Origin of the sequence: Comamonas odontotermitis, assembly GCF_040396735.1 — a bacterium.
Lineage (GTDB): Bacteria > Pseudomonadota > Gammaproteobacteria > Burkholderiales > Burkholderiaceae_C > Comamonas > Comamonas odontotermitis_C.
In genome coordinates this window covers 55,506-68,421 of the sequence record NZ_JBEBNZ010000009.1, presented here as the reverse complement: position 1 = coordinate 68,421, position 12,916 = coordinate 55,506, and the positions used below count along the sequence as shown (strand labels likewise).

Annotated in this window: 14 protein-coding genes and 1 other RNA gene; 4 read left to right on the top strand and 11 right to left on the bottom strand. The window is 61.9% G+C overall.

Annotated elements, in window-relative coordinates; genetic code table 11:
• Nucleotides 1-116 precede the first annotated feature (116 nt).
• Both pssA and ACH2DG_RS10160 read right to left on the bottom strand, forming a co-directional pair.
• Nucleotides 117-740 carry a CDP-diacylglycerol--serine O-phosphatidyltransferase gene (pssA, locus tag ACH2DG_RS10165; protein WP_224151255.1) on the bottom strand — a complete coding sequence of 208 codons (624 nt, stop codon included), beginning with the start codon at nt 738-740 and terminating at the stop codon, nt 117-119.
• A gap of 40 nt (nt 741-780) precedes the next feature.
• On the bottom strand, nt 781-1,029 hold the full coding sequence (locus ACH2DG_RS10160; RefSeq protein WP_395025895.1) for a DUF6139 family protein: 249 nt from the start codon (nt 1,027-1,029) through the stop codon (nt 781-783).
• 234 nt (nt 1,030-1,263) lie between these two features.
• On the opposite strand from ACH2DG_RS10160, the gene ACH2DG_RS10155 reads away from it, so the two are divergent.
• Together ACH2DG_RS10155 and ACH2DG_RS10150 are read left to right on the top strand one after the other, a co-directional pair.
• On the top strand, nt 1,264-2,031 hold the full coding sequence (locus ACH2DG_RS10155) for an RNA pseudouridine synthase (RefSeq protein WP_395025894.1): 768 nt from the start codon (nt 1,264-1,266) through the stop codon (nt 2,029-2,031).
• 107 nt (nt 2,032-2,138) lie between these two features.
• Complete coding sequence (locus tag ACH2DG_RS10150; protein WP_395025893.1) at nt 2,139-2,486, top strand: zinc ribbon domain-containing protein YjdM; 348 nt, start codon at nt 2,139-2,141, stop codon at nt 2,484-2,486.
• Between the two features lie 192 nt (nt 2,487-2,678).
• On the opposite strand, the gene rnpB is transcribed toward ACH2DG_RS10150, so the two are convergent.
• The 7 genes from rnpB to ACH2DG_RS10115 all read right to left on the bottom strand — a co-directional run bounded on the left by rnpB (nt 2,679) and on the right by ACH2DG_RS10115 (nt 9,030).
• Nucleotides 2,679-3,018: RNase P RNA component class A (rnpB, locus tag ACH2DG_RS10145), an RNA gene on the bottom strand.
• A gap of 48 nt (nt 3,019-3,066) precedes the next feature.
• Entirely contained in the window at nt 3,067-3,774 is a 708-nt protein-coding gene (locus ACH2DG_RS10140; protein ID WP_395025891.1) for a hypothetical protein, read from the bottom strand.
• An 81-nt stretch (nt 3,775-3,855) separates the two neighbouring features.
• Nucleotides 3,856-4,728 carry a hypothetical protein gene (locus ACH2DG_RS10135; protein WP_395025890.1) on the bottom strand — a complete coding sequence of 291 codons (873 nt, stop codon included), beginning with the start codon at nt 4,726-4,728 and terminating at the stop codon, nt 3,856-3,858.
• A gap of 190 nt (nt 4,729-4,918) precedes the next feature.
• The gene (locus tag ACH2DG_RS10130; RefSeq protein ID WP_395025889.1) at nt 4,919-6,355 is read right to left on the bottom strand and encodes a sensor histidine kinase; all 1,437 of its coding nucleotides are present in this window, start codon (nt 6,353-6,355) and stop codon (nt 4,919-4,921) included.
• A 13-nt stretch (nt 6,356-6,368) separates the two neighbouring features.
• A complete protein-coding gene (locus tag ACH2DG_RS10125) occupies nt 6,369-7,442 on the bottom strand; it encodes a response regulator (protein WP_395025887.1) in 1,074 nt (357 codons plus the stop codon).
• A gap of 22 nt (nt 7,443-7,464) precedes the next feature.
• A complete protein-coding gene (locus tag ACH2DG_RS10120; protein ID WP_395025886.1) occupies nt 7,465-8,037 on the bottom strand; it encodes a molybdopterin-dependent oxidoreductase in 573 nt (190 codons plus the stop codon).
• 192 nt (nt 8,038-8,229) lie between these two features.
• Nucleotides 8,230-9,030, bottom strand: coding sequence for an AraC family transcriptional regulator (locus ACH2DG_RS10115; RefSeq protein WP_395025884.1), 801 nt, complete (start codon nt 9,028-9,030; stop codon nt 8,230-8,232).
• 113 nt (nt 9,031-9,143) lie between these two features.
• On the opposite strand from ACH2DG_RS10115, the gene ACH2DG_RS10110 reads away from it, so the two are divergent.
• Complete coding sequence (locus ACH2DG_RS10110) at nt 9,144-10,052, top strand: DMT family transporter (protein WP_395025883.1); 909 nt, start codon at nt 9,144-9,146, stop codon at nt 10,050-10,052.
• On the opposite strand, the gene ACH2DG_RS10105 is transcribed toward ACH2DG_RS10110, so the two are convergent.
• Nucleotides 10,039-10,200, bottom strand: a complete 162-nt coding sequence (locus ACH2DG_RS10105; RefSeq protein ID WP_184706371.1) for a hypothetical protein — start codon at nt 10,198-10,200, stop codon at nt 10,039-10,041. The two genes, ACH2DG_RS10110 and ACH2DG_RS10105, sit on opposite strands and share 14 nt — an antisense overlap.
• 171 nt (nt 10,201-10,371) lie before the next feature.
• On the opposite strand from ACH2DG_RS10105, the gene cysK reads away from it, so the two are divergent.
• On the top strand, nt 10,372-11,289 hold the full coding sequence (cysK, locus tag ACH2DG_RS10100; RefSeq protein WP_395025882.1) for a cysteine synthase A: 918 nt from the start codon (nt 10,372-10,374) through the stop codon (nt 11,287-11,289).
• A 71-nt stretch (nt 11,290-11,360) separates the two neighbouring features.
• Here cysK and ACH2DG_RS10095 read toward each other — a convergent pair whose 3' ends face one another.
• On the bottom strand, nt 11,361-12,914 hold the full coding sequence (locus ACH2DG_RS10095) for a tripartite tricarboxylate transporter permease (protein ID WP_395025881.1): 1,554 nt from the start codon (nt 12,912-12,914) through the stop codon (nt 11,361-11,363).
• Nucleotides 12,915-12,916 lie beyond the last annotated feature (2 nt).

Here is a 12,916-nt window from a genome sequence, read left to right as displayed (position 1 = left end):
ATAGCCGCGAGCGCTTTTCTGTATTCGATTTCGATATGCTTCACATCCAAAATCCAATACAAATCAGCGCAGACAGCTCTCTTTTTGATGTGCCGCAAGAGAGGCACCCGCAGTGGCTACAGCTTGGGAATCCTGATCCGGCTGATCATCAGCGAGCCCGACAGCGCAAACAACAGCACCAGCGGGTGCAGGGTAAAGCCCGCAATCTTGACTGCGCCCAGCCACAGGTCGGCGCGCACGGCGCTCATGGCGGCAGCCACTGCCAGCATGGCCACCAGCACGATCGAGGTCGGGATGGGCGTGCCTTCGAAATACTTCACCTTACCGGACGGCCCCTCTGCCAGCTCCTCGGCGGTCACGTTGTAGCGCGCAAGGCGCGAGACCCCGCAGGCCACAAAAAAGCCCAGTACCACGCGGTCCCACAGGCCCTGCATGCCGCAGGCATAGGCAATGATGGCGGGCGCCACGCCGAATGAAATCACATCGGCCAGCGAATCGAGTTCGCGCCCCATCGCCGATGACTTCTGGCGCCAGCGGGCAATGCGCCCATCCAGCACGTCAAAGATCAGCGCCGCCAGCACCAAGGCCGCAGCAAAGTAGATGTGGCGCCGGTCGCCGGTCTCCAGATAGCTCATGGCGGAAAACAGCGCGCCCACGCCACAGACCGCATTGCCCAGAGTGAACCAGTCCGCCAGATGGAACTCGCGGATCATCGAAAAACGTTTTACAGGACTCGTCATTACTGCATTATGAAAGCACTGCGGTGCGCTGCGGCCGCAATCAGGCTTCGTCGCCGTCGGTCATTTCAGCCACCGCCGTGATTGCATAGCCCTTCTCCTTGAGCTGGCGGCCAGGATCCTCAATGCCGTACTGCGGCCAGTTGGCAGCCGACTCATCGAGCTCCACATCACGGGCTTCGTCGTGCCAGTCGTAGTTGGTGACTTCGCCAGGCAGCACGCGGCCGTGCGGCACGGCGAGATGAGAGAACTTGCCATCGGCTTCGCTGCGGCGAAAAACATCCATGCGCATAAACATTTCCTTGCTAGGGTTGAAGTCCAGTTTTCAATCTAAAGCCATGCGAAGGCACCGCTCGTAGGAAAAAACCCCACAAGGCCAGCATGCATCATCCGCCAATGCCCGAGCCTGCGCCTTCCGCATTGCATAGCCTTTAAAATAAGCGGTTGCGCATATCCTTCAAGCGCAGATAGCTCCTTTTTATATAGCAAACGGCTTTCACATACCGTCTTGCTCACCTGCTGCACCATGCCCCTCCACGACCAGGACCCTGATCCGCACTCCATCCGCCTGTCCAAACGCCTGGCCAACGAGATCGGCTGCTCGCGCGCCGAGGCCGAGCACTACATCGACGCCGGTTTTGTCACCGTGGATGGGCAGGTTCAGGACACGCCAGGCGCCCGCGTGCGGCCAGACCAAGCAGTGGCCCTGCAGCCAGGCGCCAATCTCAAGCCCATTCAGCCTGTCACGCTACTGCTGCACAAGCCGGCGGGCTACAGCCTGCGCCTGCCGCAACCCGGGGGCGGTACACCCAGCGCCGCCAGCCTGCTCACGCCAGACCATCTGGCAGATATGGATACGCCACAGCCCGTGCACCCGCTGCCGCGCCACTTCCGTAACCAGCAGTTTCTGCTGCCGCTGCCCCGCGCCGCCAGCGGCCTCGTGGTGTACAGCCAGGATCCGCGCATCATCCGCCGCCTGACGGAGGATGCCGACCTGGTGGAGCAGGAATGCCTTGCCGAGGTGCGCGGCCAGATGGCGGAAGACGGCCTCGCACTGCTGGCCCAGGGTCTGTATGTGGAAGGCGACCGGCTTCCCCCCATCAAGGCCAGCTGGCAAAACGAAACCCATCTGCGCTTTGCATTGAAGCGCGTGGCGCCGGAGTGGGTTGCACCTGTCTGCGCCGCACTGGGTCTGGAGCTGACAGCCCTCAAGCGCTTGCGCATCGGTCGGATATCGCTGGGCAAGCTGCCGGAGGGGCAGTGGCGGTATCTGCAGGGGTATGAGCGGTTTTAGCGCACCTCCGTACCTTCAAGTTGCCAATTCAATTGCCAAGCAATCCCGCGCGAAGAATTTGAACAAATTCTTAAAATTGCTTGAATCTTTAATAAATATATCTATTCATGTCTTCTGTTCTTCCACCCTGCCCCCAGTGCCAGTCCGAATTTGTCTATGCCGACGGCCCCTTGCTGATCTGCCCGGAATGTGCCCATGAATGGCCCGCAGCCGCCAGTCCGGAGCCTGAAGAAGAAGCCAGGGCTGTCGTCAAGGATGCGGTGGGCAATGTGCTGCAGGACGGCGACAGCGTCACCGTCATCAAGGATCTCAAGCTCAAGGGATCGTCGCTGGTGGTGAAGGTCGGCACCAAGGTGCGCAACATCAAACTGGTGGATGGCGACCACGATATCGACTGCCGCATCGATGGCATCGGCAACATGCAGCTCAAATCGGCCTACGTGAAAAAGGCGTGAGCGGTATTGGGCAGGCGCTGCATTCCCAGCGATAGCCCTCGTCTGATCTTCTTGTGCTGACAGGGGACTGCGGGCATCGATGCCCATGAATTCAGGCGCATGCTGCGCACATCCAGCCAGTGCCAGCTGTTACCTTATTTGAAAAAGAAAAGCGGCCTCGGTTTCCACCAGGGCCGCTTTCCTTTGCAAGAAGTGTGAAGTCTGCCGATAAGCCGGATTCTGTGCACCCGGGTTGCCCCGGGCGTGACCGCCATTACTCTGGGCCGGGTGTCGCCACCACGGCTCGACGCTACCTACCCGCCAACTCTGCGGAACCACATCAACGCTGGCCTACTTGGTATTGCTGCGCGTAGAGATTGCCCGTTTCACCCCGGGTGGTTTACCTTGCGGTACGCCCCCCGGACTCGTCTCTGTTGCTCTGATCCTCACCTCACGGTGGGCAGCCGTTAGCTGCTACGCTGTCCTGTGCAGTCCGGACGTTCCTCCAGTGCGGCCTTTCGGCACTTGCACCAGCGGCGGTCTGGCAGGCTTCACGGAGTGCATTATCCCATGCGCAGGTACCGTTCCAGATGCTTGTTGATTACTGAGCCACGGCGGCCTGCAGGTCGGCCTTCATGCAAACTGCATATGCGTTATAGAAGTAGCCAGAAAAACCGTCCCGCTGGGAGATGATGTACCAGGTCTGCATCTTGCTGCTCTGGTCTGTTGTCTCCAGAAAACTCGATTCGGTACGGGCATTGGCCGAAATGCCACCGTCTTTGGTGTACGTGGCCCAGCCGTTCAGCGCAATATGTCCCACCGGGCAAGTGATCTTGATATCACCCCGGCCCTGAACAATCCTTCCGCTCTTGTAGGCAATAAGAACCACCGAGGCATCCGCAGTGCCGGTATCGCCCTTGAGCCCTTGAATGCCTTGTGGCCCTGGAGCACCTTGCGGGCCTTGGGGTCCCTCCAGACCTTGAGGACCGGCTGGCCCCACCGGGCCTACCGCGCCGACGGAACCCGCTTCACCTGCAGGCCCCTGCGGCCCTGTACCACCTGCACAGCTCTCCAAGGTGCCGTCCGGGGTGGCGCATACGTACTTCTTCGTTTCACTGGAGGCCACACTGGGAACGGTCATGCCGCCGCTGGCGAAGCTTGCCGTGGCCTGGCCATTGTTCTTGATGATGACAGCGCCACCTTCACCGCCATCCACAATGATGTCGTTGGCAGCATTTGCATTGCCCAGGCTGAACAGGGCTGCGCAGGCCATGCTCAGCGCCTGCAGGGAAAACCGGTTGGATGTCATGTTGTTTCCTTGAATATTCTTGGGTTGGTGCCTGCCATGCGAATGGAAACGCAGGCGAGGAAAAAAAGCGCTTCTGGGGGATCAGGGCCTGGAGCGACGCCGGCTCACGGCTGCCGCAGCCCCTACCAGTGCACTGAGCGCCAGCAGGCCGCCCAGATCCAGCGCGGGAACAGGTGCCGGCTGGGCCACGCCACCCGGCTCGGGATCGGTCACCAAGGCGCGCGCAAACCAGTTATAGGCAATGCCGCCCGCGATCTTGTTGGTCTGGTCTTCCGCCAGCCAGGTGTCCAGTGACTGCACGCCATTGACACCCACATTGCTGATGCTGGGCGGTGCAGCGCCGGTGTATTTCAGCCAGGCCTGCGTAGCCACCGGAGCGCGGGCGGGCTCTGGCGTGGCCTTGGCCAGCATGGAGGGGTTGGCCGCGCTCCCCGAGACGAGATTGACGCCACTGAGCTCCAGCAAAGCCGTGACCGTGGTGGTCTGCGCTACGGGCATGGCAACGGTGTAGCGGGGCGCGTCCGGTGCAACGGAGCCGATGACTTTCCACGCGTAAAAGCTGGGAGACCCTTTGATCTGGCCCTGCGCAATGCCACAGCCAGAAGCACCCGGCCCCATCGTCACCGTGCTGGAGCCCGCATTGAAGGTGCCCGCAGCCACATCCAGGGTGCCTGACAAGGCCACGGCGCCTGCACCCGCAGTGAATACACTCCCTTGTTGCAGACCGAGCTGCCCCAATCCGCCCAGTGCCGCATCGCCTTGCTGGGTGTAGGTGCCGCCAACGTTCAGATCGCCGCACCCCAGCTGGATGGAAGTGCCAGCACCGGTAGTGATGCTGGTACCAGCGGGCAATTGGATTCCAGCTGCCTGTGCCGCAAGCGCCAGGCCGGTGGCCATGATGGCGATGCCTGGCTTGAGGACCTGGCGTCCTCGTCTCCTTGGTTTGTTTTTCAACATGCCTCTTTCTCGATGCAAACAAAACATTGCATCTGTATAAAAATTTCAACAAATGTAAAAAGTATTGAATTTTTAAACCCCGTCCGTTTGGACAGGGTGGGCAGATTAATTTGTAACAGTGGCCTGAAATTTCACGGGATCATTGGAATTACGGGCATGTTTTCAAACGGTGCCTCGCTGCATCCGGCTACCGTTCGCTTTCGGCAGTGCTGCAAGCTTGCGCGTTGTCCTGGGAGACACCATCCCTATTTTTATTGAGCACCGGCAGACTCAAGGTGAAGGCAAGGCCGCCATCCGGGGGGAGGAAGGCGTTCAGATCACCGCCGTGCAGCCGGGCAATGGCCCGCGCCAGGTACAAGCCCAGCCCCGTGCCTTCGCTTCCATGGCTGCGCGCGCTGCGGTAGAAGCGTTCAAAGAGCAGCGGCAGCTCTTCTGCAGCAACGCCCGAGCCATGGTCACGCACCGAGCAATGCAGCCGGTCCCCGGCGCGTTCCAGACGCAGGTCCAGCGGGCTGCCAGCTGGCGTGTACTTGCAGGCGTTGGCCAACAGGTTGTGCAGCAGGTGAATCAACAGCTGTGCATCACCGGCACAAACGTAGTCCGCAGGCGGGCCCTGGCACTCAATGCTCACCTGGCGCTCACCCAGCATGGGTTTATTGCCTTCCACCACGTGGCTGGCCAGCTCTGCCAGATTGACGGGCCGGGCCTGCAACTGGATACCACCACCGTCGAGCTTGACGCTGGTGAGCACGCTGTCAAGCAGACGCGTCAGCCCTTCGACCGTATGGCGGGTCTCGCCCATGCGCTCCAGCACCTGCTCGGACTGTTCACCACCACTGCGCCTGGCCTGGCGCATCAGCCGCTGCGCGGTGGAATCGATCACCGCCAGCGGTGTGCGGAACTGGTGAGACACCAGCGAGACGAAGTTGCGGTAGGTCTCGGTTGCGCTCTGGGCGCGGTGCAGATCATGGATCGTCTGCTGCAGCGCATCGCGCTGCGCGGCAATGGTGCGGGCATTGGTGCGCTGGCGCTGCAAGGCAGCCACCAGTTGCCACATCAGCCAGCCGCCGCACAGGGCCACCATGCCGATGGCGGCAAAAGCCGCCTTGATCCATTGCTCCAGCTGGTCCAGGCGCCGGCTCTTCTCTTCTCTCTCGCGTACCATGACCTGGTTGCCCGCAGCCGCCAGCGCAGCAATCAGTGTGCGCAACTCCTGCTGGGCAACGGGATTGTCCGTGCCGATCAAAAGCTGCAGCAGATCCACCTGCTCGAATGCAGCCATGGCGGGCACCAGCGCATCAAGCTGCCCGTAATGCCGCAGAATGCGGCGCTGCGGGCCATCGGTCAGCAGGGAAAGACGGCTGTGCAGCAGATCCGCCTGCAAATGAATATCCTCCGCATCGCTCTGCTGCAGGCGCAGACGGGCCAGATCGCGTTCCAGCAGCGTCGCCTGGTGCTGGGCCTGCGCCAGTGCCCAGACCATGTTTTCGCCTTCGCGCTGGCTCAGCTCCCGGTGCAGGACCAGCAACTGCCAGACCACCACCAGGCTGCCCGCGAAAAACAACACCGTTGCAGCCAGCGTCAACCGGTACTGCAGGCCGCGGCGGATGGGCAGATCAGGCATGGCAGACCCCGTATCAGTGCGACGCCGGCGCGGATGCGCCCAACGCCGCCGTCAGCAGTACGGCAACCAGTTCGGCCTGGCGGCCTGTCTGGGTTTTGGCAAACATGTTGCGCAGATGAAAGGCCATGGTGCTGGCACTGACCTGCAGTTGCGCGCACATCTGCTGCTTGCTCATGCCATCCACCAGCAGCCGGGCCACCTGCGTTTCCGCAGGCGTCAGTGCAAAACGGCGCGCCAGGGCTTCGGCGCTGGGTTTGACGGATTGCTGCAGGCTATTGATGAAAAGCGCAAAGCGTTGGCCGCGCGCATCCGGTGCGCCGTCCCCGGGCTCCTCCTCGTCGCCACTGTCCTTGCCCGAGAGTGACTGGATGGCCAGGCACCAATAGGGCGGGCCGCCAGGAACGGCTGGCACATCGAAGCTGGCCGACTCCTGCTGGCTGCGCAGGAATTGACGCACCCCGGGATGCTGCGCCAACACCTGGCGCAGCACCATCTGCCCGGCGGCATCGACAACCAGCGGGCTGTCTTGCTGTGCTTGGCCATGGCACTGCGCATAGGCCTGCCGGTTGGCAAACTGGATCGACAGCTGACCGTCACAGACCAGGGCGCAGTGGCCCAGGCTGTCAAGCACCCCGTGCCAGTGCCTGTGCACCTCGTCCAGGCTGCGCTGCAAGGCATCACGTTGCAGCCGTTGAAGACGCTGCACCTTGGCGAGCCGGGCGTCCACGGTGGCCAGCAGCAGGTCGTAATCGACCGGCTTGATCAGGTAGTCGTCCGCACCCGCGCGCGCGCCACGCAGCACATGCTCGCGGTCGCTGAGCGCCGTCAGCAGCAGGAATGGAACACTGGAATGCGCATCCGTCTCGCGCAACTCGGCCAGCAGATCCAGGCCGCTCTGGCCGGGCAGACCGACATCGCACAGGATGAGCGAGGGCTTCATCCGCGACAGCACCAGCAACGCGGCAGGAACATCGGGAACGCCGATGGGCTGGTAACCAGCCTCTTCCAGTTCGTCGCACAGATCGCGCAGCAGCAAGGGCTCGTCCTCTACACACAGGATCAGCGGTCGGCGAATGGCTTTGAGCATGCCTGGCTCTTTCTGGTAGCGCTTACGGGGCATCACTGACGAGCAATTGGCTCAATTGCCAGGCCCAGCGGTGGTCATACTTGGCGTCCTGCAGCACGGTGTCGCTGTCCCGTGGATAGATGATCCACAGCGGCCCCTTGTCGCGCCGCGTCAGCGCCTTGCCGTCCATGCTGAACGCCAGTACCACGGGCCAGCGCTGAAAATCCTGTGCAGGAATACTCACCGTGTAGCCGTTGAGCGCCTGGGCTTGCACCGTCATTCCTGGGGTGATGCGCACCCCTGCCGCTTGCAGCACATCGCGCGCCAATGGCCCGGTGAAGCGCGACACGCCATCCGTCCAGGGTGTTGCAGTGACCGTGGTGCTTTGTGGCAGGGCCGCAATCTGCCCCGCACTCAACCGCGTCGCGGCTCCACGGTATTGAACGCTGAGCGCGCCTTGCGGCTGCAGGCCGGCAGAACCCGCAGTGGCATCGCTGGCCACAGTACCTTGCGCCCACACGGGCTGCACGCAAACCAGCAGAAGGCCACGGAGCAGACCCTTGCGCAACGTGGACCGGAACGGGTGAAGGCGGGGAATTTCTGCAGGGGCTGGCATGCGCTGTCTCTCCTTGCCAGCGCCGGCGTATGGGGCGCATGGTCTGAGCCCCGATACTGCCCCTTCGGAAACATTTGGTAAATAGTCCAAATGTACTAGCGGAGCCCATCCAAAAGTACACCCTTCAGCCGCTAATCATTATTCATTCTCGCAAAAAAAGAATGTAAGCACACACAAACAAATCAGAAAAATTCAGGAACCCGCAACCAATTCGCGTCGGAATTGTTCGGGCGTCATGCCGGTTTCCCGGTGGAACATGGCAATGAAAGCAGACGCCGTGCTGTAGCCCAGGTCAAAGGCGATCTCCTGCACGGTACGGCCCTGCCCCAATGCCTCCACCGCACACAGGTGGCGCAGGCGCTGCCGCCATTCGCCCAAAGCCATGCCCAGTTCGCGCTGGCAGTGGCGAGCCAGGGTACGCTCGGTCATGTGGGCCTGCTGCGCCCATTCGGCCACCGAACGGCGGCTTCCTGGATCGACGCGCAGGGCATCCAGCACACCCGCCAGCGCCGCGCTGCTGGGCGAGGGCAGAAAACTGCCTTCAAAGCGCGCCTGGCACAGCTGATCGACCAGCGCCTGCGCGAGTCGCAGGTCCTGCGGCGAAAGCGGCACTTGCAGTTGGCGGTCGGCAAAATCCGCCAGAATGCTTCGCCCTATGGGGCTGATGCGCAGAATGCAGGCCTGCCGGGGCAACACGTCGCACAGCTGGGGCTGCACGTAGAAGGAGCGGTACACCGCAGCGTGCTGCACATAGCAGCAATGCTCCTGGGCCGGCGGAATCCACACCCCGTACTGCGGCGGTGCCACCAGATGCCGGCCGGCGGTATCAATGGCCATGGTGCCGCAGGCGGTGTAGTTGAGGTGGCCCAGACGGTGGCTGTGCGGTGCAGCAAAGCTGCCTGCCGCAAATTCGTCATAGCGCACCAGATAGGGGCTGGTAACGCTTTCCACGTCAAAAATCGGCAAGGCGTGGGCAGAGGTGGCAGGGGACATGGTCGAAATGAGCGCGGTGCAGGAGCTTGTCCGAAGCATGGCATGGTTTGTCTGAATGCAGCTATACCTCTCGAATCAGCCACAGCGATGATAGGGGCAGTGGAAAGCAAACAATGAACTATCTCTACCCTCTTCTAGCTGTGCTGATCTGGTCGGCCAATACCGTCGTCAGCAAACAATCGGCTGGCGCCATTGCGCCTACGGAAATCGGCTTCCTGCGCTGGGTGCTGGCGGTGCTGATCGTCACCCCCGTGCTGCTTCCGGCCGTGTGGCGCAACCGCGCCGCCGTTCGCCAGCATGCCTGGCAGATTCTGGTACTGGGCCTTTTGGGCATGGTGATCTACCAGAGCTGTGCCTACTTTGCTGCAGGCTATACGACGGCCACGCACATGGGCATCATCCTCACCCTCTCTCCCATGCTGGTGCTGGCCATCTGTGTGGGCCTGCTGGGCCAGCCGCTGACCATGGGCGGCGCGCTGGGCGCCGTGCTGGCCTTCGGCGGCGTGCTGCTGGTCGTCAGCGAAGGGCATCCCGGGCAGCTGCTGGAGCAAGGCCTGAACCGGGGCGATCTGCTGATGCTGCTGGCCTGTGCGGCCTATGCGGTCTACAACGTGCTGCTCAAACGCTGGCACATGCCTGCCATCAGCAGCTGGCAACTGCTGTACCTGCAGATGGTGGTGGCCATGGTTGCGCAGCTGCCGATCTACCTTGCCTCGCCCAAGATCGGCATCAACGCACACAACTGGTACATGGTGGCCTATGCGGGCACCATGGCGTCCATCGTGGCGTCGTGGATGTGGATGACGGCCGTGGTGCGCCTGGGGCCCAGCCGGTCGATCATGTTCTTCAACCTGACGCCACTGTTCACCGCTCTGATTGCGGCAGCCTGGGCCAAAGAGCACTTACAGACTTATCTATGGATTGGCGGAGCACTCACCATCCTGGGCGTGGTGCTGGCAGAGCGCTGGAAAACACCGGTGCGGCTGGCCCGGTCTGCCACCGCGCGCACTACATCAGGTTGAGGATGCTGTAGCTCATCAGCATGAGCAGGCAGACCACCGCCACCAGCATCAGCCACGGCGCCCAGCGCCGGGAACGCCACGAGAACCCCACCAGCAGCGCCACACAACAGACAAAAAGCGCCACCATGGTTTGTTGAAAAGTGAGCAAATCGTCCCCCTCCATCGGCATTCAGATCACTGCATGGTAATCGGCAGCACATCCGCCTGCCCTGACACAGGCCAACAGAGCATCTTGGAATATTGATATTCCATGCGGAAACATGAACTCGTTCACAATGGGTCCAGGTTTTTCGTCTCACCGACTTGCGCAGGAGGTTCCATGAAGTTCGACAACATTTTGCAAACCATCGGCAACACGCCATCGATCCACATCAACCGCCTGTTTGGCGCCAATGCGAATGTCTGGATCAAATCCGAGCGCAGCAACCCCGGCGGCTCGATCAAGGACCGCATTGCGCTGGCCATGGTGGAAGACGCGGAGAAATCCGGCGCGCTCAAGCCAGGCGGCACCATCATCGAGCCCACCAGCGGCAATACCGGCGTGGGCCTGGCCCTGGTGGCGGCCGTCAAGGGCTACAAGCTGATCCTGGTGATGCCCGAGAGCATGTCGATCGAGCGCCGCCGCCTGATGCTGGCCTATGGCGCCACCTTTGACCTGACCCCCAAGGAAAAAGGCATGAAAGGGGCCATCGCCCGCGCCGAAGAACTGGCTGCCAGCACCCCAGGCTCCTGGATTCCCCAGCAGTTCGAGAACCCCGCCAACGTTGCCGTCCACGAACGCACCACCGCGCAGGAGATCCTGGCGGACTTTCCCGATGGTCTCGACGCCATCATCACCGGCGTGGGCACCGGTGGCCACCTGTCGGGCGTTGCCCACGTGCTCAAAGCCAAGTTTCCCCAGCTGAAAGTATTTGCGGTGGAGCCAACGGCTTCACCCGTCATCTCGGGCGGCGCTCCAGCCCCGCACCCAATTCAAGGTATTGGCGCGGGCTTCATTCCGCGCAACCTCGATACCAGTGTGCTGGATGGCGTCATCCAGGTCGACGCCGAACCTGCACGCGAATATGCCCGCCGCGCCGCACGCGAGGAAGGCCTGTTTGTCGGTATCTCGTCCGGCGCCACGCTGGCGGCCATTGCGCAGAAGCTGCCGGAGCTGCCTGCAGGAGCCAAGGTGCTGGGCTTTGCCTATGACACCGGCGAGCGCTATCTGTCCGTGGAAGGCTTTCTGCCCGCCTGACAGAAACCTGGGCTCCGCATGAAAAAGCCGCTCTTGAGAGCGGCTTTTGGTTTTGTGGAGCAGGACGCGGCTTACTTCGCAATCGCAACGCCGCCACCCGCCGTTTCCTCCTCCACCGCCGCTTCCACCTGGCGTACACGCGACTTCTTGCGCCAGGCAGACCAGGTCACCGCCAGCAGCAGCAATGCGCTGATGCAGACGAAGGTGGCGCTGATGGGCCGCTGCATGAAGATCAGCATGTCACCCCGCGACAGCAGGAGCGCACGGCGGAAGTTCTCTTCCATCATCGGTCCCAGCACGAATCCCAGCATGATGGGCGCCACCGAGAAATCGAGCACCATCAAAATGGCGCCGATGATGCCGAAGGCCAGCACCTCCCAGATGTGGAACAGGCTGTTCTGGGTGGTGAACACCCCCACGGCAATGAAGAACATGGCCGACGGGAACAGATACTTGTAAGGTACGGCCAGCATCTTCACCCACACACCGATCAACGGCACATTCAGGATCATCAAGATCACATTGCCAATCCAGAAGCTGGCAATCAGGCCCCAGAAGATATCCGGATGCTCGGTGATCAGCTGCGGGCCGGGCTGGATACCCTGGATCAGCAGCGCGCCCAGCAGCAGCGCCATCACGGCATCGCCGGGGATGCCTAGGCTCATGGTGGGGATGAAATCCACCTGCGTCTTGGAGTGGGCCGACGCCTCGGGAGCCGCCACGCCTGCAATCATGCCGGTGCCAAATTGGTTCGGGTCCTTGGCCACTTTCTGCTCCAGCGCATAGGCGATGAAGGTGGTGATCGTGGGGCCCGTACCGGGCATGGCGCCAAACAGCGTACCCACTGCCGTGCCGCGCACCATGGGCCAGAAGGCCTCCTTCAGCTCTGCCATCGAAGGGCGCATGTCGCGGATGCGCATCTTGGTGTTGCTGGTGATCGCCTTCATCTTGTTCACGTTCAGCAGAAAGTCGGCAATGCCGAACAATCCCATGGCCACGGCCACCATCTCCAGGCCATCGCTGAGATCCGGAATATCGAAGGCAAAGCGGAAGGTGCCACTGTTCACGTCCGTGCCCACGACCCCGCACAAGAGGCCGAACAAGGTCATCGCCACGCCCTTGAGCGGAGAGCCGCGCGACATGGTCGAGCCCGCCAGCAGGCCCAGCAACATGATCGAGAACAGTTCTGCCGGGCCAAACTTGAAGGCAATCGTCGTCAGCAGTGGAGACGCGAAGATCATCACGATGATGCCGACCGACGCTGCAAAGAACGAGCAGATCATCGTGATGCCCAGCGCCGTTCCGCCCTTGCCCTTCTTGGTCATCGGGTAGCCGTCCAGGCAGGTCACCGCATGCGGCGGATGCGAAGGCAGATTCAGCAGGATGGCACCAATGGCGCCGCCGTATTGCGAACCATAGAAAATCCCCGCCAGCATCAGAATGGCAGGCACAGGGTGCATGGTGTAGGTGAGTGGCAGCAGGATCGAGATGGCCGACAGCGCTCCCATGCCCGGCAGCACGCCGATCAGGTTGCCCACCAGCACACCAAAGAAGGACCACATCAGGTTGTGGCCCTGAAAGGCGATGCCAAAGCCGAACCAGAGGTCTTGCAGTGCTTGTCCCATGG

What these genes read in the sequence shown, in the direction of transcription:
- ACH2DG_RS10155 (WP_395025894.1), top strand. Translation starts at nt 1,264, where the DNA reads ATGCCCCTCCACGACCAGGACCCTGATCCGCACTCCATCCGCCTGTCC.
- ACH2DG_RS10150 (WP_395025893.1), top strand. Translation starts at nt 2,139, where the DNA reads ATGTCTTCTGTTCTTCCACCCTGCCCCCAGTGCCAGTCCGAATTTGTC.
- pssA (WP_224151255.1), bottom strand. Translation starts at nt 740, where the DNA reads ATGACGAGTCCTGTAAAACGTTTTTCGATGATCCGCGAGTTCCATCTG.
- ACH2DG_RS10160 (WP_395025895.1), bottom strand. Translation starts at nt 1,029, where the DNA reads ATGCGCATGGATGTTTTTCGCCGCAGCGAAGCCGATGGCAAGTTCTCT.
- ACH2DG_RS10130 (WP_395025889.1), bottom strand. Translation starts at nt 6,355, where the DNA reads ATGCCTGATCTGCCCATCCGCCGCGGCCTGCAGTACCGGTTGACGCTG.
- ACH2DG_RS10095 (WP_395025881.1), bottom strand. Translation starts at nt 12,914, where the DNA reads ATGGGACAAGCACTGCAAGACCTCTGGTTCGGCTTTGGCATCGCCTTT.
- ACH2DG_RS10120 (WP_395025886.1), bottom strand. Translation starts at nt 8,037, where the DNA reads ATGCCAGCCCCTGCAGAAATTCCCCGCCTTCACCCGTTCCGGTCCACG.
- ACH2DG_RS10125 (WP_395025887.1), bottom strand. Translation starts at nt 7,442, where the DNA reads ATGCTCAAAGCCATTCGCCGACCGCTGATCCTGTGTGTAGAGGACGAG.
- ACH2DG_RS10115 (WP_395025884.1), bottom strand. Translation starts at nt 9,030, where the DNA reads ATGTCCCCTGCCACCTCTGCCCACGCCTTGCCGATTTTTGACGTGGAA.
- cysK (WP_395025882.1), top strand. Translation starts at nt 10,372, where the DNA reads ATGAAGTTCGACAACATTTTGCAAACCATCGGCAACACGCCATCGATC.
- ACH2DG_RS10110 (WP_395025883.1), top strand. Translation starts at nt 9,144, where the DNA reads ATGAACTATCTCTACCCTCTTCTAGCTGTGCTGATCTGGTCGGCCAAT.
- ACH2DG_RS10140 (WP_395025891.1), bottom strand. Translation starts at nt 3,774, where the DNA reads ATGACATCCAACCGGTTTTCCCTGCAGGCGCTGAGCATGGCCTGCGCA.